The organism is Pseudomonas sp. Pse1 (assembly GCF_024519635.1).
In the GTDB taxonomy this organism is placed as follows: Bacteria; Pseudomonadota; Gammaproteobacteria; order Pseudomonadales; family Pseudomonadaceae; genus Aquipseudomonas.
The window spans coordinates 1-24,122 of record NZ_JALJRO010000016.1; the positions used below are offsets into that span (position 1 = coordinate 1).

At 60.3% G+C, this 24,122-nt stretch carries 23 protein-coding genes and 1 pseudogene; 22 read left to right on the forward strand and 2 right to left on the reverse strand.

Translation table 11 applies throughout. From position 1 onward, the window contains the following. The 13 genes and pseudogenes from NR126_RS20875 to NR126_RS20935 form a co-directional block, all read left to right on the forward strand. Positions 1–95 (forward strand): annotated as a pseudogene (locus NR126_RS20875) (electron transfer flavoprotein subunit alpha/FixB family protein); the annotation flags it as partial. Between the two features lie 82 nt (positions 96–177). Beyond that, positions 178–1,002 carry an ABC transporter substrate-binding protein gene (locus tag NR126_RS20880; protein WP_027618713.1) on the forward strand — a complete coding sequence of 275 codons (825 nt, stop codon included), beginning with the start codon at positions 178–180 and terminating at the stop codon, positions 1,000–1,002. A gap of 9 nt (positions 1,003–1,011) precedes the next feature. Further along, positions 1,012–1,368: a DUF4398 domain-containing protein gene (locus tag NR126_RS20885; protein WP_027618714.1), complete on the forward strand. Its 357-nt coding sequence runs from the start codon at positions 1,012–1,014 to the stop codon at positions 1,366–1,368. Continuing rightward, positions 1,365–2,168: an OmpA family protein gene (locus tag NR126_RS20890; protein WP_027618715.1), complete on the forward strand. Its 804-nt coding sequence runs from the start codon at positions 1,365–1,367 to the stop codon at positions 2,166–2,168. The genes NR126_RS20885 and NR126_RS20890 overlap by 4 nt, the downstream gene beginning before the upstream one ends. 200 nt (positions 2,169–2,368) lie before the next feature. Continuing rightward, entirely contained in the window at positions 2,369–3,808 is a 1,440-nt protein-coding gene (locus NR126_RS20895; protein ID WP_027618716.1) for a PLP-dependent aminotransferase family protein, read from the forward strand. Between the two features lie 80 nt (positions 3,809–3,888). Further along, positions 3,889–4,374, forward strand: coding sequence for a translation initiation factor 2 (locus NR126_RS20900; RefSeq protein WP_027618717.1), 486 nt, complete (start codon positions 3,889–3,891; stop codon positions 4,372–4,374). A 164-nt stretch (positions 4,375–4,538) separates the two neighbouring features. Then, a complete protein-coding gene (locus NR126_RS20905; RefSeq protein ID WP_027618718.1) occupies positions 4,539–4,793 on the forward strand; it encodes a YkgJ family cysteine cluster protein in 255 nt (84 codons plus the stop codon). Between the two features lie 41 nt (positions 4,794–4,834). Then, on the forward strand, positions 4,835–5,440 hold the full coding sequence (locus NR126_RS20910; protein WP_105755890.1) for an START domain-containing protein: 606 nt from the start codon (positions 4,835–4,837) through the stop codon (positions 5,438–5,440). 119 nt (positions 5,441–5,559) lie between these two features. Then, a complete protein-coding gene (locus tag NR126_RS20915; RefSeq protein ID WP_027618720.1) occupies positions 5,560–5,796 on the forward strand; it encodes a hypothetical protein in 237 nt (78 codons plus the stop codon). Between the two features lie 194 nt (positions 5,797–5,990). After that, complete coding sequence (locus NR126_RS20920) at positions 5,991–6,332, forward strand: ribonuclease E inhibitor RraB (RefSeq protein WP_027618721.1); 342 nt, start codon at positions 5,991–5,993, stop codon at positions 6,330–6,332. 388 nt (positions 6,333–6,720) lie between these two features. Further along, positions 6,721–8,130: a circularly permuted type 2 ATP-grasp protein gene (locus NR126_RS20925; RefSeq protein ID WP_027618722.1), complete on the forward strand. Its 1,410-nt coding sequence runs from the start codon at positions 6,721–6,723 to the stop codon at positions 8,128–8,130. A 12-nt stretch (positions 8,131–8,142) separates the two neighbouring features. Then, the gene (locus NR126_RS20930) at positions 8,143–9,093 is read left to right on the forward strand and encodes an alpha-E domain-containing protein (protein ID WP_027618723.1); all 951 of its coding nucleotides are present in this window, start codon (positions 8,143–8,145) and stop codon (positions 9,091–9,093) included. Beyond that, entirely contained in the window at positions 9,090–9,899 is an 810-nt protein-coding gene (locus NR126_RS20935; protein ID WP_027618724.1) for a transglutaminase family protein, read from the forward strand. The genes NR126_RS20930 and NR126_RS20935 overlap by 4 nt, the downstream gene beginning before the upstream one ends. A gap of 7 nt (positions 9,900–9,906) precedes the next feature. Here NR126_RS20935 and NR126_RS20940 read toward each other — a convergent pair whose 3' ends face one another. Continuing rightward, positions 9,907–10,713, reverse strand: coding sequence for a cytochrome c (locus NR126_RS20940; protein WP_256831019.1), 807 nt, complete (start codon positions 10,711–10,713; stop codon positions 9,907–9,909). Between the two features lie 610 nt (positions 10,714–11,323). Here NR126_RS20940 and NR126_RS20945 point away from each other — a divergent pair. From NR126_RS20945 to NR126_RS20975, 7 genes are all read left to right on the forward strand, one after another. Next, a complete protein-coding gene (locus tag NR126_RS20945; protein WP_027618726.1) occupies positions 11,324–12,529 on the forward strand; it encodes an acetyl-CoA C-acetyltransferase in 1,206 nt (401 codons plus the stop codon). Between the two features lie 26 nt (positions 12,530–12,555). After that, the gene (locus tag NR126_RS20950) at positions 12,556–14,700 is read left to right on the forward strand and encodes a 3-hydroxyacyl-CoA dehydrogenase NAD-binding domain-containing protein (RefSeq protein WP_256831020.1); all 2,145 of its coding nucleotides are present in this window, start codon (positions 12,556–12,558) and stop codon (positions 14,698–14,700) included. Positions 14,701–14,795: 95 nt separating this feature from the next. After that, the gene (locus NR126_RS20955) at positions 14,796–15,524 is read left to right on the forward strand and encodes an amidotransferase (protein ID WP_027618728.1); all 729 of its coding nucleotides are present in this window, start codon (positions 14,796–14,798) and stop codon (positions 15,522–15,524) included. Between the two features lie 395 nt (positions 15,525–15,919). Then, positions 15,920–16,636, forward strand: coding sequence for an MgtC/SapB family protein (locus NR126_RS20960; RefSeq protein ID WP_027618729.1), 717 nt, complete (start codon positions 15,920–15,922; stop codon positions 16,634–16,636). Positions 16,637–16,835: 199 nt separating this feature from the next. Continuing rightward, the gene (locus tag NR126_RS20965) at positions 16,836–17,270 is read left to right on the forward strand and encodes a hypothetical protein (protein WP_027618730.1); all 435 of its coding nucleotides are present in this window, start codon (positions 16,836–16,838) and stop codon (positions 17,268–17,270) included. A 132-nt stretch (positions 17,271–17,402) separates the two neighbouring features. Next, complete coding sequence (locus NR126_RS20970; RefSeq protein ID WP_027618731.1) at positions 17,403–18,050, forward strand: response regulator transcription factor; 648 nt, start codon at positions 17,403–17,405, stop codon at positions 18,048–18,050. 12 nt (positions 18,051–18,062) lie between these two features. Next, complete coding sequence (locus NR126_RS20975) at positions 18,063–21,311, forward strand: transporter substrate-binding domain-containing protein (RefSeq protein ID WP_256831021.1); 3,249 nt, start codon at positions 18,063–18,065, stop codon at positions 21,309–21,311. A gap of 64 nt (positions 21,312–21,375) precedes the next feature. On the opposite strand, the gene NR126_RS20980 is transcribed toward NR126_RS20975, so the two are convergent. Continuing rightward, positions 21,376–22,284 carry a LysR substrate-binding domain-containing protein gene (locus NR126_RS20980; RefSeq protein ID WP_256831022.1) on the reverse strand — a complete coding sequence of 303 codons (909 nt, stop codon included), beginning with the start codon at positions 22,282–22,284 and terminating at the stop codon, positions 21,376–21,378. Positions 22,285–22,388: 104 nt separating this feature from the next. Here NR126_RS20980 and NR126_RS20985 point away from each other — a divergent pair, with 104 nt between their 5' ends. Further along, a complete protein-coding gene (locus NR126_RS20985) occupies positions 22,389–23,255 on the forward strand; it encodes a pirin family protein (protein WP_027618734.1) in 867 nt (288 codons plus the stop codon). A gap of 164 nt (positions 23,256–23,419) precedes the next feature. Further along, positions 23,420–24,046, forward strand: coding sequence for an isochorismate family cysteine hydrolase YcaC (gene ycaC, locus NR126_RS20990; protein ID WP_027618735.1), 627 nt, complete (start codon positions 23,420–23,422; stop codon positions 24,044–24,046). The last annotated feature ends 76 nt before the right edge of the window (positions 24,047–24,122 follow it).

Sequence of the window (24,122 nt, forward strand, 5' to 3'; positions counted from 1 at the left end):
ACAAGGACGAAGAAGCGCCGATCTTCCAGGTGGCCGATTACGGCTTGGTGGCGGACCTGTTCGAAGCCATCCCTGAGCTGGAGAAGCTGGTCTAATCCAGCGGCTTCACTTATAAAGAGCCCGGCCATTTGGCCGGGTTTTTTTTATTTCGACGATTTTACCGGGGAGAGATACGCCATGGATTTGCGTCGCTGGAGTGGCCGGTCGCTGTGCCTGGGCCTGGCACTGTTGCCGGTTGTGGCGAGCGCCGCCGGCAAGTGCGAGCGGCTGGTGGTCACCGGTAGCCCCGATGCGCCGCCGTACCTGTGGCAAGACCCGCAGGACCCGACGCACCTGATCGGTGCCAATGCCGATCTGCTGCAGCAAGTAGCCCAGGAGTTGGGGCTCAAGGTCGAATTGCGTTATGCCGGCAAGCGCTCCGAAGCGTTGGAGGAAGTGCGCAGCGGGCGCATGGACATGCTCGCTGACGCCTCGCTGACCACCCGCCAACTGGAGGCGTTGGACTACATTCACCCGGCGTTGACCAGCAACGACTATCTGGTCTGGACCCGCAATGGTTCGACCCTGGATTACGCGACGGCGCAGGACTTGATCGGGCATGTCGGTGCGCTGTCGCAGCAAGCGCGACTGACCCAGGATTTCGAGGCGTTCGCCCAGTCTCAACTGACCCTGGTGAGTACGCCAAACCTGACTCAGGCATTCCAGAAGCTGGTGCTGGGTGAGGTCGAGTTTGTCCTCGCCGGTCGTTACGCGGGCATGGCCATGACTCAGACCCTGGGCATTGCCAAGGACGTTGAAGCCTACTCGCCTGCAGTAGATAAACCTGGGCTGTACCTGGCCATTTCCCACAACTCGGCGTGCAACGATCCATGGTTGCGCGGACAGTTGGCCAAAAAGATGACAGAATTGCCCGCGTCCGGTCTGACGGAGGCCGTGCTGCAGCGCAATCTGGAGCGCTGGAAAGCACATTTGAAACAGCCCGTCAGCGCCTTAAAACAGTAGGGATTTTTAGTGACTATTCGACCTCTTTTCGCTGCCTTGGCCGTTGTGGCTCTGGCAGGTTGTGCCGCCGATCCGGCGCCGAATGAGCAAATGCGCCTGACCGCCCAGACCCTGGAGCAGGCCACCGCCGTGGGTGCCACGGCCGATGAAGTGCCCGAGCTGAAACTGGCCGAGGGCAAATACACCCAGGCCCAGGCCGACATGGCCGACCAATCGTTCAAGGATGCCCGCATGCAGGCCGAACAGGCCGAGCTGGATGCGCGGCTGGCCGAAGCCAAGGTTTTGACCCTCAAGAGCGAGGAACAGCTGAACGTGCTCAACACCCGTATTGCCCGCCTGCGCAAGCAACTGGGGGACGCTCAATGAATGCGAAAATGGGTGTGCTCGGCAGCCTGTTGCTGATCGGTCTTTACGGCTGCGCGGGGCAGCACAGCGATGCTTCCCTGCAACAGGCCAACGCTGACTTCCAGAAGGTCAAGGAGGATTCGAATGTCCTGCGCATTGCGCCCAAGGACGTGATCCGTGCCGGCGAATCGCTGGCCCGCGCCGATCGTCTATCGAGCTACTGGGGCAGCGGTGCGGACGTGCAGCACTATGCCTACCTCAGCCAGCGCTACAGCGAAATCGCCCGTCAGCACACCGAGAAAGCGCTCAACGAGGAACGTGCCGCCAAGCTCGAATTGGAGCGCCAGCGCCTGCAACTGGCGTTGCGCGAGGCCAAGCTGCTGAGCGTGCAACAGCAGGGTAAATGGCTCGAAGAGCAGATCATCAGCCTGGCCACGACCCAGACTGATCGCGGTCTGGTGATGACCCTCGGTGATGTGCTGTTCGACACCGGTGAGGCTGAACTGAAAAGCTCGGCCAATCGCACTGTGCTGAAGATCGTCCAGTTCCTCCAGCTCAATCCCAAGCGTGTGGTGCGCATCGAGGGCTACACGGACAGCACCGGTGGCAAGCAGGAAAACCGCAAACTGTCCCGGGATCGGGCCCAGGCGGTAGCGGACATGCTGATGGACCTGGGCATTGACGACAAACGCATTCAAGTCGAAGGCTATGGTGATGAATACCCGGTCGAAGCCAATGCTTCGGAGCGGGGGCGGGCGCAGAATCGTCGCGTCGAAATCGTTTTCTCCGACGAAAAAGGCCAGCTCGGCGCTGCCCGCTAAGGTCAGCGTTACTGGAAAATCCGGCTCTCCTTGAGACGCCGGGTTTTTTTTCGCCTGCCAATCGGTGCACAAAACCGTACAGTTTTTGCTGACACTGGGCGGTACGCTCGATTATTGTGGTAACTGTTCCCGTACACTTTGAAACTGTGCTGAAACTGTACCTACAAAAATAAAACGCCCGTGCAATCGAGTGCCGCGTCATGACCAATCTTCTGCTCTATCAACGTATCGCTCAGCAGCTCGCTGAGGATATCCGGCGCGGCGTCTATCAGCCCGGCGAACGTGTGCCTTCGGTGCGCAAGATGAGTTCGCAACTCAACGTCAGCCATGCCACGGTGCTCCAGGCTTATGCCAACCTGGAAGACCAGGGCTTGATTCGCGCGCGTCCGCAGTCGGGTTACTACGTGCACCAGACCCCCGCGCTCACCGCGCCGACGCCGGACATTGCCCGGGTCGAACGGCCGGGGCTGGTGACACGCAGCAGCATCATCCAGCAGGTGCTGGTGGAGTCCCGTCGTGAAGGGGTCTTTCCCCTGGGTGCTGCGGTGCCCAGTGTCGATTACCTGCCGGTGCGGGCATTGCACCAGCAGTTGGCCAAGGTCACGCGCTTTCACAGCCCGCGGGCGTTCAGCTACATGTTCAGCCCGGGTTTTGAGCCGCTGCGCCGTCAGGTAGCCATTCGCATGCGCGATGCAGGGGTGGTGGTCGATCCCTCTGAAGTGGTCATTACCCACGGCTGTGTCGACGCCCTGCAGATGTCCCTGCGAGTGCTGACTCGCCCGGGCGACCTTATCGCCGCTGAATCACCCACTTATTACGGCCTGCTGCAATTGGCCGATCTGCTGGGACTCAAGGTCATCGAGATTCCCAGCGACCCGTCCACGGGTATGAGTCTGGAGGCTCTGCAACTGGCGGCCAACCAGTGGTCGATCAAGGCGCTGGTGCTGACCACGCGCCTGAGCAATCCGCTGGGTGGAACCATGCCGGAAGAACGGCAGAAACAACTGCTGCGCCTGGCCTCTGATTTCGACATTCAGGTGGTCGAAGACGATATCTACGGCGAATTGATGTTCGAGCAGGGGCGCACCAAGTCCCTCAAGGCCTATGACCGGCTGGATCGGGTGATCTACTGCTCGAGCTTTTCCAAGACCTTGTCACCCGGTGTGCGTATCGGTTGGATGATCGCCGGCAAATATCAGCAGGAAATTCAGCGTCTGCAGACCTTCAGCACCCATTCGGCATGCAGCGTCACGCAGATGGCGATCGCCGCTTACCTGGAGAATGGTGGTTACGACCGGCACTTGCGCTACATCCGTCAGGAGTACCGCAAGAACCTCAGTGCGTTCCAGTTGGCGGTGCAGCAGTACTTCCCGGAAGGCACGCAAATGACCCGACCCACGGGCGGCTTCATTCTCTGGGTCAGTTTGCCGGGGCGGGTCAATACTCAGGAACTGCACGTGCGTGCCCTGCAGCAGGGGATCAGCATCGCGCCGGGGCTGATTTTCAGTAACACCGAACAGTTCAACCACTGTATTCGGCTCAACTGCGGGATCCCGTGGAATCGGGAGGCCGAACGGACGTTGATGACCCTGGGGATGCTGGCCACACAGCTGTGCCAGGAAACAGCCAGTGGTTTTTGAGATTGACTGGCATTACCTGCTTGTCAGCGGTCCTCCAACAAGCGAGCATATGGCCCTCTGCCGTTAGTGCTGTAGGGCTCATGAAAGCGATTTTCCCCATTGGTATGGTGTTGGCCTGTCTGCTGAGTGTCTTCGATGGGGGCTTCATTTTGGCTGCCAACGCTGCAGACAAGCCGGTTGCCACGCCCCGGGAGCAGTCGGTAAAAAAAGCGGTACCAGTGAAAAAAAACGACGCCACGAAAAAAGCTGCCCCGCAGAAAAAGCGTCCACCCATTGCCTCGAAATCAAAATCGGCCAGCGAACTGGTGAGAACCACTGACTTGCCGTCCACCAAAGTCGATCTGAGCTTGCCGCCCGAGATGGTCAGGCAATTGCAGCCGCTGGGTTCGGTTCCACTCGTAAAACGCACGCCATTGTTGCCGCCCTTGTTTGGCGAGAAACCTAAGGAAGACGGTAAATTTCAGCTCAATGGCCGGTTGATTTCCAACGAATTGCAGTTGCAGATGCGCAACGAAGATCATCGGGAAATCGAGGGTGCAGCCCTGGAATTCCAGTTCAATCAGTAAAACCCGACGGCAGGTGTGACCTGCCGGCCAGAGACTTTGTCGCAAGACTGACCGGTCACGCACAAATGCGCGAAAAACCCTTGGACAGATAATTTCAAACGGCTGTTTAAGGGCGTACTCTTGTCCCCGTCATTCAACACATTACCCATCTTGAGGTTGTCGTCATGCAGTGCCGAGAAGGCTGCGGCGCTTGCTGCATAGCCCCTTCCATCAGTACCCCGATCCCGGGCATGCCCAATGGCAAGCCGGCGGGCGAACGTTGTGTGCAACTTTCTGTCGATAATCTGTGCAGGATTTTCGGTCAACCCGAGCGGCCGGCAGTCTGCGGTGCGTTTCAGGCGGATATCGAAGTCTGCGGCACCAGCCAGGAAGAGGCCATCACGCTGATCGGATGGTGGGAGCAGATGACCGCGGCGTAGTGTGTTCAACGAACGGAACTTCAACAATAAGGAACAAGACTATGGGTTCGCTGCATCGTATCGCTGTGTTGTGTGGTTTGACCGCCGTGCTGGCCTCGACCATGGCTCAGGCTGAAGACTGGAAAGTCGCCAAGAATGAAGACGGGATCAAGATTTCCCTGAGTGAAATCCCGGGCTCCGACTACAAGTCTTACCAGGGCGTGACCCTGATGAAGACCACGGTCGCCAAGCTGCGCGCGTTGCAGGAAGACGTGGCGGGTGCCTGCACCTGGATTCATGAGTGCAAAATGCAGAAGCTGCTCAAGCATGAAGGCGACCAGAGCTGGACCTACACCCAATTCAATACGCCGTGGCCTGTCACCCCGCGTGATTCGGTGCTGCACGTGACCACCGTCGAGAACGCCGATGGCAGCCTGACCCGCAACCTCGAAGGCGTGCCCAAGTACATTCCCGAAGAGAAAGGTTTCGTTCGTGTTACTCAGGTTAAAGGCTTCTGGAAGTTCGTGCCCAAGGGCGATCAGGTCGAAGTGACTTATCAAGTGCACACCGAGCCAGGTGGCAGCGTACCGGCAATGGTTGCCAACAAGTTCGTGGTCGATGCCCCGTTCGAAACCCTCAAGGCCTTGAAGGCGCGCGCCGAGAAATAAGCATCCTGTGCCGGAACGGGTTTTTCCGTTCCGGCGCTGCTGACGCCGGGAACGATTTCCGATCCTTCGCGGTCGAGATACAGGTAAGCCCATTGGCGGGCTTTGCCGAGGAGGCAGCGATGCAAAAGTGGCAAATCACCTTTGTTGATGATCACGGTGAGCAAAGCGTCGAGCAATTTGACTGCGAGCAAAAACCGGACATGGAAAAGGCTGCACAGTTGATTCGCGCCAAACTGCTCCCGGTTTCGGCCGAGCTGGATCTCAATGACCTGGAAGGTCGCACCGCCGAACCGACGGTCAAAAGCCTTAAAACCCAGAACAGCATTCAAATCCTCGCGATCACCCCGATTCCTTGACCCCTCCCGATTCAGGCCTTGGCAGCCGCTCTGACTTGGGGCTACTCTGCATTCGAGATCAGCGAATGGATCGCTAAGGTCTGGTCTTGTCAGCTACATGCTTGTTTCCCGGCGGCAACCGGGTTGCCGCAGCACTCGCCAGAAAGGTGCAGGGAGTACGGAAAGTCTATCCATCTGATTGCGGAGGACGTTTCATGAGCACAGCCTATCAAGAAGACATCAGCAGCAGCGTGCTGCGCCGCATGAAAGAAGGCGGTTTTGATTTTTCACGGTTCCATCCCATCGAGTTCTACGCCATTTTCCCCGACGAGGAGCGGGCACGCAGGGCGGCAGGGCAGTTTCGCGGTGAGTCCTTGAATGCACAGATCAGTGTGCGTGACGACGGCGCCTGGTATCTGGAACTGAGTAAGGTGATGTTCGCCACCTATGGCGGAATCGGCGATTTTGAACAGGACTTTGAAGCGGTGGTAGAGCCTTTGGGTGGGATTATCGAGGGCTGGGGTGTCAAGCACGAGGTACGAGGGCAACTCGCATAACATCATGAACAGCGACACTATGCAGCGACGGCTGACCCTTGGGTCAGCCGTTTTCGTATGGGCAGGAAAAAGCCGGACAAAAAAAAGCCACCTGAGCAGGTGGCCAAAAGGGAAGAGAGGTGGGCAGAACGCTGTCGGACAGCTGCGTTCTGCGAGGTAGGACAATTATCGGCAAGCGCCGGCGAGCAGTGAAATGAACTGTGGCTATGCTCCTAATAGCCATCCTCATTGCCATTCCGTGGAGCGTTGGCGTTCAGGTTGGAGCATCCACTGCACAGGAATGGTGCGGTGCTTGCGGCGTCATCAAGCAACCTATTGAAATTAAAGGGTTATTGCCGCTGGCACGGGCCTTGCGAAGGCAAAGTGTCCGAGTGACAAGGAGTACGGCATGATCCGCACCTATTTTGACGAGATGTACGACGCGGGTGGCCAGGTCCGTCCGCACTACCGGGAATTCGCCCGTTGGTTGGCCGAAACGCCTGACGAGCTGTTGGCACAACGCCGACGCGAGGCCGATCTGCTGTTTCATCGCGCCGGTATTACCTTCACCCTTTACGGCGACGAGCAGGGCACCGAGCGCCTGATTCCTTTCGATACCATCCCCCGCAGCATTCCCGCCAGCGAGTGGCGCATCGTCGAGCGTGGCTGCATACAAAGGGTCAAGGCCCTGAATATGTTCCTCGCCGACCTGTACCACGAGCAGCGGATCATCAAGGCCGGCATTATTGCCCCGGAACAGGTACTGGCCAACGAGCAATACCAGCTCGCCATGCAGGGTCTGGACCTGCATCGCGATATCTACTCGCATATCTCTGGCGTCGACCTGGTACGCGACGGCGATGGCACCTACTACGTGCTCGAGGACAACCTGCGCACCCCCAGCGGTGTCAGCTACATGCTCGAAGACCGCAAGATGATGATGCGCCTGTTCCCGGAGTTGTTCGCCGCGCAGCGTATTGCACCCATCGATCATTATCCCAATCTGTTGCTCGACACTCTGAAAAGCTCCAGCCCCATCGATGACCCCAGCGTCGTGGTGCTGACCCCGGGGCGCTTCAACAGTGCTTTCTTCGAGCACGCCTTCCTTGCCCGGGAAATGGGCGTGGAACTGGTGGAGGGCGCGGATCTGTTCGTGCGTGATGACAAAGTCTTCATGCGCACCACGGATGGGCCGAAGGCCGTCGATGTGATCTACCGACGCCTCGACGATGCCTTCCTCGATCCATTGGCCTTCAATCCGGATTCAATGCTCGGGGTCCCGGGGCTGCTGTCGTCCTATCGCAGCGGTAACGTGGTGCTGGCCAATGCCATCGGCACCGGAGTGGCAGATGACAAGTCGGTGTATCCGTATGTCACCGAGATGATTCGTTTCTACCTCGACGAAGAGCCGATCCTGCAAAACGTGCCGACCTGGCAGTGTCGCAATCCATCGGAGCTGTCACACGTGCTGGCCCATCTGCCGGAGTTGGTGGTCAAGGAAACCCAGGGGTCCGGGGGCTACGGCATGCTGGTCGGCCCCGCTGCGACAGCCGCAGAGATCGAACTGTTTCGGGCACGGATCAAGGCCAAGCCGCACGCCTATATCGCCCAACCGACGTTATCGCTGTCGACCTGCCCGACCTTTGTCGAAAACGGTATCGCGCCGCGCCATATCGACCTGCGGCCGTTCGTCCTGTCCGGGCGTGAAACCCGCGTGGTGCCTGGCGGATTGACCCGAGTCGCGCTGCGTGAGGGCTCGTTGGTGGTCAACTCCTCACAGGGTGGTGGCACCAAGGACACCTGGGTCGTCGAGGATTGAAGGAAACTTGCCATGTTGAGTAGAACTGCTTCGGACCTGTATTGGATGTCGCGTTATCTGGAGCGGGCGGAAAACCTCGCACGGATGCTCGACATCAGCTATTCGCTGTCGCTGATGCCGCAGGACGGCCGCGGCGACGGCTTGCATGAACTGGCAATGCCCTTGCTGATCACCGGCACACTGGACGATTACCTGGAGCGCCACGGGGCGCTGCACGCCGAGCGCCTGCTGCACTTCTTCGCCCTCGATGCGGCCAATCCCGCCAGCATTTACAGCTGCCTGGGCGCGGCGCGGGCCAGTGCGCATGCAGTGCGTGGGCGAATTACCGCCGACATGTGGGAAAACATCAACGCGACCTGGCTGGAAATACGCGGCATTGCCGAGCAGGGCCTGGGTCGCTATGGCATGAGCCGCTTTTGCGAGTGGATCAAGGAGCGTTCGCACCTGTTTCGCGGTGCCTCCTACGGCACCATCATGCGCAACGATGCCTTCCGTTTCATTCGTCTGGGGACCTTCGTCGAGCGCGCCGACAACACCCTGAGACTGCTGGATGCGCGCTACGAAATGGCCGGCGACCAGGCGGAAGCCGTCAGTGATGGCACTGCTCACGCTTACTACCAGTGGAGCGCCTTGTTGCGGGCGTTGTCGTCATTCGAGGCTTACACCGAAATCTATCGCGATGCACCGGGCGCCCGTCAGGTCGCCGAGCTGTTGTTGCTGCGGGCCGACGTGCCGCGTTCGTTGCGCGCCTGCACCGAGGAGATCGATCAGATCCTCGCCCAGCTTCCCGGTATCAACGGTCGGCCGGCGCAACGCCTCGCGGCGGAAATGGACGCACGCCTGCGCTACACCGGAATCAACGAAATCCTCGACGAAGGGCTGCACGCCTGGCTGAACGAGTTCATCCCGCTGGTGCGCCAGTTGGGCAACGCCATACACAGTTCCTACCTGGAGGCGGCATGAGACTTTCCATTAGCCACGAAACCACCTACCACTACGATGATCAGGTGCGAGCGAGCATTCAGTATGTGCGCCTGACGCCCCACGACAGCGAGCGCCAGCACGTACTCAGTTGGCAGTTGGAGCTGCCGCGACCGGTGCGCGCCCAACTCGACCCCTTCGGCAATATCCTGCATGTGCTGACGCTGGACGAACCGCACGATGCGATCATCATTGGCGCGCGCGGTCTGGTCGAGATTGATGAGCAGCGCGAGGCTGAACACGAACAGCAATCGGCGTTGCCCTTTCTCCGGTTCACCCGCTTGACCGAGGCGGATGAGGCCTTGCGTGCATTCGCCGAACAGCAGTGTAAGCAACGGCGAGACCGCAGCGCGCTGATCGACCTGATGCACGGTCTGAACCGACACATGACCTACACACCTGGTTCTACCGCGGTGGAAACCCGCGCCGCGGACGCCTTCGCCGGACGCGCAGGTGTCTGTCAGGATCACGCCCACGCGTTTATCGCCTGCGCCCGCAGTCTCGGGGTTCCGGCGCGTTATGTGTCGGGGTACCTGTACAGTGAAAACAGCGAGCATCTGGCCAGCCATGCCTGGGCCGAAGCCTGGATCGACGATGCCTGGTACAGCTTCGACGTCACCAACCAACTGGCCCGGCCGGAGCGTCATTTGAAGCTGGCAGTCGGCCTCGATTACCTGGACGCCTGCCCGGTGCGCGGGATGCGTCGCGGCGGCGGCTACGAGCAGATGCACGCCAAGGTACTTGTCTCGCCCATGCCGCTGCCGGTGATCACCGTGCAGCAGCAATAGTCGACCATCAGGGATTGGTTTTGCGCCCGGCCATGTGCCGTAGATAGTCGACGAGCATCTGCAACTCGGCGTCTGGCAACACCGCGGTGGAGAAGCCCGGCATCTTCGCCTGCGGCCATTGGCGCAGGCTCTGCGGATCGCGAATGTAGCGGGTGAGGAATTCGGCGCCGAAATATTCAGTGGGGCTGTAGGGAATGTTCAGGTCCGGACCGAATTGCGCGTCCCCCGCGCCATTAAGGCGATGGCAGGCCAAGCAGTTCTTCTGGAATAGGGCGAAGCCTTGATTGATTGGGTCATTGGCGGCCAGGGCCGGGTCAGGCAGCAGGGCAGGGAAGCGTTCGGCAACGGCGGCCAGGCGCTTGATGCTGGCGACCTGGAAGGGCCACTGTTCAGGGCTGATATGCCCGATTTCCGGGTGGGTCCACACCAGATAGAACGGCCCTGCGCTGGGTTTGCCGCTCGCCAGGGGCGGCCAGGGTTGCGCCGGGTCCTCGATGGCCAGCCATGCCTTTGCGCCTTGGGTATTCATGAGCGGTGCGGCTGGCAGTTCGGCGGCAAAACCGTCCAGGGCCACCGCCTGCAAGTGGTCCGAATCCTTGATACCCGCCAGCAGGACCGCCAGCGGTACGGCGCGGTACTGCATGTCGCGTTTGTAGGAGACATCGTCAGGGACGGTGATGGTTCGCGCCTGCGGCAATTGCAGCAATTCCCGGGTCTGCCAAGTGCGGCTGCCGTTGCCCAGGTCCAGCACCAGTTGCGCGGCCTGTAAAGGCAGGCCAAGCAACAGGGCGGCAAGGAAGAGTAGGGTTTTCACGTGATCGCCATCCGGTCGTGGTTATGCCGTGAAGGTTGGCACAGGCACGATAGCTCGAACAGCGGACACAGCAGATATTGCGTAGGAGAGCATAAGTTGTGGGCGCTGGCTTATCCGATGACCTTCGTCAGGTTCGGCAAAATCAGCAGCAGGGTAGTGGCGAACAGAATGAGCCCGGCTTGACGCACTTTTGGTTGTTTGAACATGGCTGACCGCCTTTTTTGTTATTTCCTGAGCGTCGAATGCTTGCCTGCATTTCTCCATGACGGCAAAGCGCTTTTTCTTACTTCTCTGGGTACGGGGGCCTCGGCAAAACCCGACGACAACCTCGTACTCTTACCTTAGGGGCCGCACGGGCTGCGGTTTAGATCCATTTCATATCAGCTTGGTGCGGAAAGTTTCTAAAAGCGCATAAGGCCTATTGCCAGCTGCTGTGCCGCCCTTTTGCTAGACAGTCCGCCGTCCTGAAACGGTTAACCCGATAGCTGACTACCGTTCGTCTGAGCGTCGACGTCAAGGTTATTGAGCGCTTGAGTCATTGAATCCAACGTCGCACGGCATAAGGTGACGTTTCATTGACCTGCTGCCTGCCTGGCCCTACGAGGATGTCATGACCCAAGCCTTGATTTTCGATGCGATACGCACTCCCCGTGGCCGTGGCAAGGCCGACGGTGCGCTGTACAGCGTCAAACCGGTGAGTCTGCTGGCCGGTCTGTTGGCGGCGTTGCAACAGCGCACGCAACTGGATACCAGTCAGGTCGATGACATCGTCCTGGGGTGCGTCACCCCGGTGGGTGATCAGGGGGCTGACATCGCCAAGACCGCCGCGTTGGTGGCCGATTGGGATGTCAGCGTCGCCGGCGTGCAGATCAACCGGTTCTGTGCCTCGGGCCTTGAGGCGGTCAACCTTGGCGCGATGAAAGTGCGTTCCGGCTTCGAGGACCTGGTGGTGGTCGGTGGCGTCGAGTCAATGTCGCGGGTCCCCATGGGCAGCGACGGTGGGGCTTGGGCGATGGACCCACAGACTAACCTGCACACGCACTTCACTGCGCAGGGCGTCGGCGCTGATCTAATTGCCACGCTTGAAGGCTTCAGCCGCGAGGACGTCGACCGTTTCGCCCTGCAATCCCAACTCAAGGCGGCTCGCGCCCGGGCAGATGGCTCCTTCAGCAAATCCCTGGTGCCGGTGCAGGACCAGAACGGCATTGTGTTGCTTGATCATGACGAATTCATTCGCGCCGACTCGACGCTCGAAGGCCTGGGCAAGCTTAAGCCGAGTTTCGAAATGATCGGCCAGATGGGTTTCGACGCCACCGCGCTGCGGGTCTACAGCCATGTCGAACGGATTCACCACGTGCATACGCCGGGCAACAGTTCGGGGATCGTCGACGGCGCTGCGCTGATGCTGGTTGGCTCCGAAGCCAAGGGCAAAGCCCTGGGTTTGCAGGCGCGTGCGCGAATTGTCGCCACCGCCGTCACCAGCACCGACCCGACCATCATGCTCACCGGGCCCGCGCCAGCGACGCGCAAGGCCTTGGCCAAGGCCGGGTTGCGGGTTGAAGACATCGATCTGTTCGAGGTCAACGAAGCCTTCGCCTCGGTGGTGCTCAAGTTCATCAAGGACATGGCCGTCGACCCGGCCAAGGTCAACGTCAACGGAGGCTCGATTGCCCTGGGTCATCCGCTGGGTGCTACCGGCTGCGCGATTCTCGGCACCTTGCTTGATGAACTGGAGGTGCGCCAGCAACGCTATGGCCTGGCCACACTCTGTGTCGGCGGCGGCATGGGTATCGCCACCATCATCGAGCGCCTTTGAGCCCCCTGACTGCGAGGAACTGTTCCATGAATGAAGCCATTCGTTACGAAGCAGGCCAGGGCCGCATCGTGGTGCTGACCATCGACATGCCCGGCCAGAGCGCCAACACCATGAACGCGGCGTACGGCGCAGCCATGGCCACGTGTGTGGCGCGTCTGTTGGCGGAAAAGGAATCGATCGCCGGGGTGATCATCACCTCGGCGAAAAAGACCTTTTTCGCCGGCGGCGACCTCAACGAGCTGATCAAGGTCGACAAGGCGCACGCCAAGGCCTTTTACGACCGGGTGCTGGAGCTCAAGCAACAATTGCGAACCCTGGAAACCCTCGGCAAGCCCGTCGTGGCGGCGATCAACGGTGCGGCATTGGGCGGTGGCTGGGAGATCTGCCTGGCGTGCCATCATCGGATTGCACTGGACCATCCCTCGTTGCAGATCGGCCTGCCGGAAGTGACCCTGGGCCTGTTGCCAGGCGGCGGTGGGGTAGTGCGCATGGTGCGCAAACTGGGACTGGAAAAAGCCCTGCCGTATTTGCTAGAAGGCAAGAAGGTGCGGGCGGCGCAAGCCCTGCAGGCTGGGCTGGTGGATCAGTTGGCGGTTGATCGTGACGAGCTGCTGGCCAAGGCCCGCGCCTGGATCCTGGCCAACCCCGCGCCGCAACAACCCTGGGATGTGAAGGGTTACCAGATTCCCGGCGGCACGCCCTCCCATCCCAAGGTCGCGCAAATGCTCGCCATCGCCCCGTCGATCCTGCGCAGCAAGACCCAGGGCTGCATGCCAGCCCCGGAAAAGATCCTTTGTGCGGCGGTCGAGGGCGCGCAGGTGGATTTCGACACCGCGCAGTTGATCGAGACCCGTTACTTCACAGAGCTGACCACCGGCCAGGTGGCGAAGAACATGATCGGGACCTTCTGGTTCCAACTCAACCAGATCAACGCCGGCGGTTCGCGGCCTCAGAGCTTTGCCCCCTATGTGACGCGCAAGGTCGGGGTGCTGGGCGCGGGCATGATGGGCGCCGGAATAGCCTATGTCAGCGCCGTCGCCGGGATCGAGGTGGTACTCAAGGACATCAATCTGGCGGCGGCCGAGAAGGGCAAGGCGCATTCGGCGGCATTACTCGACAAGAAGGTTGCCCGTGGCCAGCTCAGCATTGAGCAACGCGATATCACGCTGGCACGCATCCAGCCCACTGCCCAGGATGCCGATCTCGCGGGTTGCGACCTGATTATCGAAGCCGTCTTCGAGGACCGCGAACTCAAGGCCAGGGTTTCGGCGGCGGCGCAGCAGGTGGTCGGTGACCAGGCGCTGATCGCCTCCAACACCTCGACCTTGCCGATCACCGGCCTCGCCCGGGCAGTCCCGGATCCGAGCAAGTTCATTGGCCTGCATTTCTTCAGCCCGGTGGACAAGATGCCTTTGGTGGAAATCATCAAAGGTGCGCAAACCAGCGACGAGAGCCTGGCCCGAGGCTTCGATTTTGTCCTGCAAATCAAAAAGACTCCAATTGTGGTCAATGACAGTCGCGGCTTCTTCACCTCGCGAGTCTTTGGCACCTTCACCAACGAAGGGATTGCCATGCTTGGCGAGGGGGTTGCCGCGCCGTTGATCGAAACCGAGGCGCGCAAGGCCGGGATGCCCATCGGTCCGCTGGCGATTTCCGACGAAGTCTCGCTGAGCCTCATGAGTCATATCCGCCAGCAGACCGCCAAAGACCTGGAGGCCGAAGACCGGCCGCTGCCCAGTCATCCGGCGTTCGCCATGATCGACCTGATGCTCAACCAGTATCAGCGTGCAGGCAAGGCGGCCGGCGCGGGTTTCTATGACTATCCGCCAGGGGCGCAGAAGCACCTGTGGCCTGAGCTGAAAGCGCGTTTCGAGCGCGCCGACCGGCAAATCCCGGCCAAGGATGTGCGCGACCGCCTGTTGTTCGTACAAGCCCTGGAAACCGTGCGCTGTGTCGAGGAGGGCGTGCTGATGTCGACGGCGGACGCCAACATCGGCTCGATTTTCGGCATCGGCTTTGCGCCCTGGACGGGCGGGGCGCTGCAGTTCATCAACCAGTATGGGGTCAAGGATTTCGTCGCGCGCAGCCAGTATCTGACCGAGCAATATGGCGAACGCTTCACCCCGCCGGCGTTGCTGCTGGCGAAAGCGTCGCGGGGCGAGCTGTTTTAAGCGCATGATGGGGATTGGAGGGCTTGCCTTGTCACGGTGTTTCGAGGCAGGCTCTGGGGTGTTCATTATTCCCATCATCGTGTCAGGTATTTTTTATGTCGCTACGCATCTGCATTCTGGAAACCGACAACCTGCGTCCAGAACTGGTCGATCAATACCAGGGTTACGGGCAGATGTTCCAGCGTCTGTTTTCCCAACAGCCGATCGCTGCCGAGTTCACCGTCTATAACGTGGTGCAGGGCGAATACCCCAGCGACGACCTGAGCTTCGATGCCTACCTGGTTACCGGCAGCAAGGCCGATTCGTTCGGCACCGACCCTTGGATCGAAACCCTGCGCACCTACCTGTTGGCGCGTTACGAGCGTGGCGACAAGCTGCTGGGTGTGTGTTTCGGCCATCAATTGCTGGCCCTGCTGCTGGGTGGCAAGAGTGAACGCGCTACCCAGGGGTGGGGCGTCGGCACTCACAGCTATAAACTGGCGGCCAAAGCGCCGTGGATGAGTCCGGTGCGGGAAGAGTTGACGTTATTGATCAGCCATCAGGATCAGGTCACTCAGTTGCCGGAAAACGCCACGGTGATCGCCTCCAGCGATTTCTGCCCGTACGCCGCCTATCATATCAACGATCAGGTGCTGTGCTTCCAGGGCCACCCGGAATTCATTCACGACTATTCGCGGGCGTTGCTCGATATCCGCCAGGAATTTCTTGGCGAACAGATCTATCAGAAGGGCGTGGCCAGCCTGGCCCAGGACCATCATGGCACCACGGTTGCCGAGTGGATGATGCGTTTTGTTGCCCACAAGCCGCAAAACCAGGCGTCCTGATTCGCCGTCAGTGCAGCCGGCGGCTGAACCCTCGCTGAACGCTCCGGGGAATGGTCAAAGGCTGCCTGTTTCATAGGTTTACTCAAATAAACCGGAGGCGTAAGCTGCGCGCGTTTTCATTAATTGCGGAGACCCACAGTGGGTACTTGTTCGAGTGACAGTTGTCGACCGGTTTTGCTGACCGGCACCTTCTCGGCAAGATAACGCGCAATCCCTGTTGCCGTTGTCGCGCTGAAAAACAGCGAACAGCGGCATCCCGATCCCGGTCCCAGGCGGCCGATTCCCTTTGCCCCTTTCATCGACACTTGCCCTGCCCCATGGTGCCGGGACAGCGCTCGGCCGTATCTGGCTGTTGGTCTCCCCGTTGCCACCGTATCGAGGCAAGGAATAGCGCCATGCAAGCCATCAACAACATCAACCTCAATTCGCTGGTCGACACCCTGGTCAGCCTCAGCGCCGCGTTCATCCTCGGAGGCCTGATCGGCTTCGAGCGTCAGTACCGGCAACGCACGGCGGGCCTGCGCACCAATGTGCTGGTGGCGGTCGGTGCGGCAATTTTTGTCGACATGGCCAACCGCCTGGGCGGTGCCGAAGGCGCGGTGCGCGTGGTGGCCTACGTGGTCTCCGGGATCGGCTTTCTCGGCGCTGGGGTGATCATGCGTGAAGAGGGCAACGTACGCGGCCTGAATACTGCCGCCACGCTGTGGGCATCGGCGGCCGTGGGGGCGTGCGCCGGCGCCGACCTGGTCCTCGAAGCGCTGCTGGGCACGTTATTTGTGCTGGCGGCCAACACCTTGCTGCGACCTATCGTCAACAACATCAACCGCCAGCCGATGGATGTGGTGTCTGCCGAGGTCACGAATATCGTTTACGTCATCGCCCGACGCTCGACGCAGAAAGCGGTTTTTGCCTTGCTGGAAGCCGAACTTGAGCGCAGCAACTATCCGGCCAGCGATGTCGATGTGCATGCCTTTGGCAGTGACGAAGTGGAAATCGAGGCGACCTTGGCCACGACCTCTGTCGACGGCGACGAACTGGATGCGCTGGTGGCGCGGCTGAGCCTGTCGCCGTTGGTGCAGCAGGCGTTCTGGAGTCCGAGTACGACCGAGTAGTAGGCATCCTCCGGATGCGCCGCCCTGTGCTATGCGCTGGCTGCATGGGATGCGGATCGATTAAAAAACAGGGTGGTCAATGGAACTGTTTCTTTCGGAATAGTCCTACAGAAAGCCGTGGGCATTGTCCTTAGTCTTACAGGTTCTTGAAAGGGCAGGGTGTTAGCCAGCCCCATCGTCATTGCAGAGTCCGTCACCTATGCCGAATAAAGCCTTGCGTATCCTGATCGCCGATGAACAGCATTTTCATCGAATGAAAATCGAACGTGGCCTCAACCAGCTTGGTTACTACCGAATCGCCCCCGTGCACTCGCTTGCCGAGCTGCTCACTGTCGTCGAGTACGGCTGCGAAGCCTTCGACCTGGTGATCTTCAATGCCGGGCTGACCGTGGGCACTGGCCTGGATCCCCTGGCGTTCTGCCAGGATAACCTGCAGATCCGCCACGCCCTGATCTACGATGCCGGCCAGGCTGGATTGAACCCGGTGCCTGCGGCGCGGTGGCACAATGTCCAGATGACCCGGGCAGTGTTGCCGAATCAGGAAACCCTCGAAAGCCTGATGCTCAGGGTTGACGCACCCCTTCCTCTTTCCACATGTGCAAACGCCCGTCAACAAGAGGGCTTGCGCGCCTGAGTTTGCCCAGTTGCAGGCTGCCGCTCGTCGGAACTGTCAGATCTGACAGGTAGCCTGTACTCATTTGTCGTGCAATAGTCATTGCGCAGTCGCTGTGCCAGCCAAGGCACACGTACTACATCAGGAATAAACATGAGCTCACTGTTGATCGTCGATGATCATCCGGTAATTCGTGCCGCTCTGAAAATAGTTCTTGGGGCACTCAAGGACGCCAACCACCGCACGCTCTTCCACGACATCCGGGAGGCGTCCAACGCTGCCGATGCACAACTGTTGCTGCGCCAGCATTGTCCCACGCTGGTGGTGCTGGACCTGAACATGCCCGGGCTCAGCGGGCTCGACTTTCTCAGCCGATTGCAGCGTGACAAGGTCCAGACGCGGGTCGTGGTATTCACGGCCAATGAGCCGCGGTTTTATGCCGAGCGTTGCACCCGGGCCGGCGCTCTGGGGTTCGTTGAAAAAACCAATGACCTGCAGGAGCTGTGTAACGCCATCAAGGCGCTAATGAGTGGCTATACCTACTTCCCTCGACTGGACACCAGTTCGGTAAACCTGAGCAGCATGGAAGTCGACGAGAAAAAACTGATCGACTCGCTCTCGGACCGCGAGCTGACGATTTTTCAATCCCTTGCCCGAGGTGCCACCAATAAGGAAATTGCCGAGAACATGCACCTGAGCCACAAGACCGTCAGCACCTACCGTACCCGAATGATCATCAAACTTAACGTCAAGTCCCTGGTACACCTGAGGGATTTTGCCAAGCGCAACCATCTACTGTGAGGAAGCCTGTCGATGCGTGCCTGGTGGCGGGTTCCATTGCTGCTCAGCCTGGTGTGGTCCCATGCCGCTCCCGCCGCTGAACCAGAGCCTCTGCAACTGTTGGGGCGCTCAAGCGTCGAAGGCTATCGGGTTGAACTGAACCCGACGGACTGGCGCTGGCTCAGGGACAAGGGGCACCTGCGACTGGGCACCTCGGCCCCGGATTACCCGCCCTTTGAAAACACCATCAACGAGCACAATTTCGAAGGCGTCACGGCGGACTTTGCGGCGTTGATTGCCCAGTTGCTGCGGACCCCGGTCGAGGTCAAGCGTTACCCGTCCCGTGAGGCTGCGATTGTCGCACTCAAACAGGGAGAGATAGATCTGCTGGGTTCCGCCAACGGTTTTGAAGCGGCAGATTCGGGGTTGACGATGTCCCGCCCTTACGCCGAGGACGCTCCGATACTGGTGAGTCGGGTGGGTGACAGTGCGCGATTGACTGCGGATCTTACCGATCTGCGGGTGGCGATGCTCGACCACTACTTGCGCCCCGAGACCATCAAGGCCGCTTATCCCAATGTTCGCCTGGAACTCTATCCCTCAACCTTGAGCGCCATGGGCGCCGTGGCATTTGGTGGCGCGGACGCCTACCTGGGTGACTCCATCAGCGCGAGTTACCTAATCAACAAAAACTACCTGAGCAACGTCGAACTGGCGCAATTCACGCGCATGGAAGTCAATGCATTCGGGTTTGCGCTGCAGCAGGACAACAGGCGACTGCGACGTATCATCGATGGCGCATTGGCGGCGATTCCGGACCAGGAGCGCACCACCATCCTGCGCCGCTGGAGCGCCGGCAGCCATTTCAGCAACGCCCAGCGCGTGCAATTGAGTGCCAGTGAACAGCGTTGGCTGGACCGACATCCCTCGGTCAAAGTGGGCTTCATGGGGAATTTCGCGCCCCTGGCCTTTACCGATGAAAATGCCCGGTTCAGCGGCCTCAGTGCCCAGGTACTGGACCGCATAAGCCTGCGCACCGGTCTGAAGTTCGAGGCATTGCGCGGTGACTCATTCAACGAGCAGATCGAGCGACTCAAGTCCGGACAACTGGACCTGATGGCGGTCATTACCCCCAGTATCGAGCGTCAAGAGACATTGCGCTTCACCCGGCCGTACCTGAGCAACCCCTACGTACTGGTCTGCACCCTGGGCAGCAAGGCGCCCATTACCCTGAATGATCTGGCGGGAAAACGCGTGGCGGTGGTCGGGCGCAACGCCCTGCGCGAGCTGATTCTGAGCCATGCGCCGGATGTGCGTTTCATCGAAGTAGACAGCCCCGCCCAGGCCATGGAGCTGGTTGCCAGTGGTGGTGCCGATGCGGCATTGAACTCATTGATCAGCGCTCGCTACATCATCGCCAGGCAATACCGCGGCAAGCTGCAAGTGGCCAGCACTGTGGGGGCCGAGCCGGTGCACATCAGTTTTGCCACCCAGCGCGGCGCGCTTGAACTGCACTCGATCCTCAACAAGGCCCTGCTCAGCATTGGGCCGGAAGAAATGGACGAGTTGGCCGGCCGCTGGCGCAGCGGGCTGCCGGTCGATGACAGCTATTGGTCGCGGCATCGCACCTCGATCATTCAGGGATTCGTTGCGGCCGGGTTGTTGTTGCTGCTGGCCGTGGGCTGGATCACCTACCAGCGCAGTTTGATTCGCAAGCGCCAGGTGCTACTGGACCAGGTGCAGCAAGCCAGGGTCGACGCCGACGATGCCAACCGCGCCAAGAGCACGTTCCTGGCGACCATGAGCCATGAAATTCGCACCCCGATGAACGCCCTGATCGGCATGCTCGAGTTGGCCACCAAGCGGGCGGAGCGGGGCGTGACCGATCGGATGGCCATTGAGGTGGCGAGCGAGGCTGCGCGGCATCTGCTGGAGTTGATCGGCGATATTCTCGATATCTCGCGGATCGAGTCCGGGCATTTGTCCCTGACCCCGGAACGGGCCAATCTGCGTGGGCTGGTCGAGTCGGTCAGCAAGGTCTTCGAAGGACTGGCACGGCAAAAAAACCTGTCATGGCAAGTCGAATACGATGTACACAGCCCCCAGGACGCGCTGGTCGACCCGATGCGTTTCAAGCAGATTCTTTCCAACCTTCTGAACAATGCCATCAAGTTCACCCGCGAGGGCTACGTTCGCCTGGCGTTGCACGTCGAGCCGGGCACGCTTGCCGGCCAGCTGAATGTGCGTTTGCTGATCGAAGACAGCGGGGTCGGTATCAGCGACGTCGATCAGCAGCGGCTGTTCAACCCGTTTGTACAAGCTGCCGGAAATGGCCAGGACGCTCGGGGCGGCTCCGGCCTGGGCCTGGTGATCAGCCGTTCCCTGTGCGAAATGATGGGTGGAACTTTGCAGTTGAGCAGCGAGCCGGGCCTGGGCACGCGAATCGAAGTCAGCCTGCAACTGCCGGCCCTGGCGATGCTGGCGGACGCGCCCGGAACCGCCGACACGCCCGTCGAGTCCCCGCGCCCGCTGAATGTGCTGGTGGTGGACGATTACCCGGCCAATCGCCTGCTGCTGGCCGAGCAACTCGGCCATCTCGGGCATCGGGTGCGCGATGCCAACGACGGTGAACAAGGGCTGGCAAGCTGGCGTGACGAGGCGTTCGATGTGGTGATCACTGACTGCAACATGCCCAGGCTCAATGGTTATGCCCTGGCGCAGGCGATCCGCGAGGAGGAACTGCAGCGTGGCCGCAAGCGCTGCCTGATCCTCGGATTTACCGCAAATGCGCAGCCGGAAGAAAAGCTCCGCTGCCTGCAGGCGGGCATGGATAACTGCCTGTTCAAACCCATCGGCCTGCAAGTCCTGAGCGCCGCCTTGGCAGGTATCACGTCCCAGCCCACAGCCCCGACCTCGTTAGCCCCGGCAGCCAATGGCCCCGCGGAAATCGACCTCAGCAGTCTGGAGTCGCTCGCCGGAAACAATCGCGAGTTGCTGGACAATCTGCTGGCGGAAGTGGCCTCCAGTAATGCCCAGGACCACCAGCAATTGCAGGCTGCGCATGCCGAGGGTGACCCGCGTGCCTTGCTCGACCTCGCCCATCGGATCAAGGGCGGAGCCAGGATGGTCAATGCGCGGAACTTGATCATTGGCTGTGAGCAACTGGAGCAGGCCTGCAACGAGCCCGTTGACCGCGCCGTGCTGGATCAGGCCGTGCAAGACCTTCAGGACGCCATGCAGCGCCTCGATCGCTACCTCAACACCCGGCCCGTCAGTCCCTGAAAAGCCCTGCCATCCCGCACGCTCTGACTGAGCGCCTGTTACGAGTCCAGCCTGAACCGACCGCTCAGGCGATGTCGCTTTGACTGAATTCCTCACCCAAAAAGTCGATCAAGGTCCGCACCGACGGCAGCAGGCCGCGGCGCGAGGGGAAGATCGCGTGGACAATCCCGCACTTGGGCGCCCAGTCCGGTACCAGTTCAATCAAGCGACCGGCCGTCAGGTCGTCGCGCACCACCACCGCCGGCAAGTGGGCGACGCCCAGGCCTTCCAGCACAGCGGTACGCAGGGCAATCAGGTCGTCGGTGACCAGCCGTGGATGATGGCGGATCAGCGCGCTGGCCTCCTGCGGACCGAACAGTTCCCACTGGTATTCCCGTTGTGCGGCACCCCAGTGCAGGCTCGGCAGGCCACTTAGATCGGCAGGCGAGGCGGGCTTTGACAGGCGCTCGGCAAACGCCGGATGCCCCACCAGGGTCTGGGTGCTGTTGCCCAGTACCTTCATCACCAGGTCAGTGTTTTCCAGCGGCGGAAAACGCACTCGCAGGGCAATGTCGAAACCCTCGTGGATCAGGTCGACGCGGCGGTTGGTGCTCTCGATGAACAACTCCACCAAAGGGTATTTGAGCATGTAGCGGGTCAGCATCGGCCCGACCCAGGAATTGAGCAGTGCAGTCGGGCAACTGATGCGCACCAGGCCCTGGGGTTCGGAGCGGTTGCGCTCAATCAGTTCGGCGGCGCTTTCCGCTTCCACGCGCATCGCCAGGCAGCGCTGGTAGTAGGCCTGGCCGATTTCGGTGAGCGAACAGTGGCGGCTGCTGCGATGGATCAGCCGCACGCCAAGGCGCTCTTCGAGCTGGGCGATACGCCGGCTGAGCTTCGATTTCGGCATGTCCAGGGCTCGCCCGGCGGCGGCAAAACCACCGTGTTCCACCACTTCGGTGAAGTAGTACAGGGTGTTGAGGTCTTCCACCATCGTTCTCCAAATAGAACGCTAAGGGCAATTTTTGCAGTCTATCGCAGCAAAGGGTGCGCAATTAAGCTTTGTCCATGTTCTGACTCACCCCCTTCGGAGGCACCATGAAAAACATCATCGGTATCTACACCAGCCCAAGAGCGCACTGGGTGGGCGACGGTTTCCCGGTTCGTACGCTGTTTTCCTACGACAGCCTGGGCAAACACATCAGCCCGTTCTTGCTGCTGGACCACGCCGCTGCAACTGAATTCACCCCAACCACCGAGCGTCGTGGCGTAGGCCAACACCCCCATCGCGGATTCGAAACCGTGACCATCGTCTACAAGGGCGAACTGGAACACCGCGACTCCACCGGCAGTGGCGGCAAGATCGGTCCCGGCGATGTGCAATGGATGACGGCGGCCAAGGGCATTCTTCACGAAGAGTTTCACTCTGCAGATTTCGCCAAAAGCGGCGGCACCCTGGAGATGGTCCAGCTGTGGGTCAACCTGCCGGCCAAGGACAAAATGGCCGACGCCGGTTATCAGACCCTGCTCGACGCAGATATCCCGACTATCGCCCTGAAGGACCAGGCCGGCAGCCTGCGCCTGATTGCCGGTGAATTTGCCGGACACCAAGGGCCGGCGAAGACCTTCACCCCAATCGATGTCTGGGACATCCGCCTGAATGCCGGCAAGTTGCTGACCCTCGACCTGCACGAAGGCCGCAACACCGCGCTGGTGGTGCTTCGCGGCACGCTGCAGGTCAATGGCCAGGAACTGGTGCGTGAAGGGCAGTTGGCGCTGTTCGAGCGCGACGGCGACCAACTCAGCCTCGAAGCCAACCAGGACGCGGTGGTGCTGGTGCTCAGTGGTGAACCGATCGACGAGCCGATCGTCGGCCACGGCCCGTTCGTGATGAACACCGAGCAAGAGATTCACCAGGCGTTTGCCGATTTCCAGTCCGGTCGTTTTGGCCGGATGCACGGCTGACGCCTGTTGGCGACGATTGGCACCTGCCTGGGTTTGCGGGTGGTGCCAATCCAGATGTTGGCTACGCTCTCTGAGCTGCAAGGCTTGTGCAACCGTAGCGACGTTAACCGAGTACCCCCACGCCGAAGCTGATTCGGCATCGATAACACGAGAGGACTACTGCAATGGCTACTGACTACAAGCGTCTGGACAAGGATAACGCCGCGGTATTGCTGGTCGATCATCAGGCGGGCCTGCTGTCGCTGGTTCGCGATATCGAGCCGGACCGCTTCAAGAACAACGTGCTGGCACTGGCCGACCTGGCCAAGTACTTCAAGCTGCCGACCATCCTCACCACCAGTTTCGAGACCGGTCCCAACGGCCCGCTGGTTCCCGAGCTGAAGGCGCTGTTTCCCGATGCGCCGTACATCGCTCGCCCGGGGCAGATCAATGCCTGGGACAACGAAGACTTCGTCAAGGCGATCAAGGCCACCGGCAAAAAGCAACTGATCATCGCCGGCGTGGTGACCGAAGTCTGCGTGGCCTTCCCGGCACTCTCGGCCCTGGCCGAAGGCTTCGAAGTGTTCGTCGTCACCGATGCCTCCGGGACCTTCAACGAACTGACCCGTCAATCGGCCTGGGATCGCATGTCGTCCTCCGGCGCGCAACTGATGACCTGGTTCGGCCTGGCCTGCGAGCTGCACCGCGACTGGCGCAATGACGTCGAAGGTCTGGGAACCCTGTTCTCCAACCACATTCCGGACTACCGTAACTTGATGACCAGCTACAACACCTTGACCAATAGCAAGTAATCCTCGACCGCTGGATTTTGTGAATCACAGAATCCAGATTTGCCTTGAACAAACACTGTGGGAGCGAGCCTGCTCG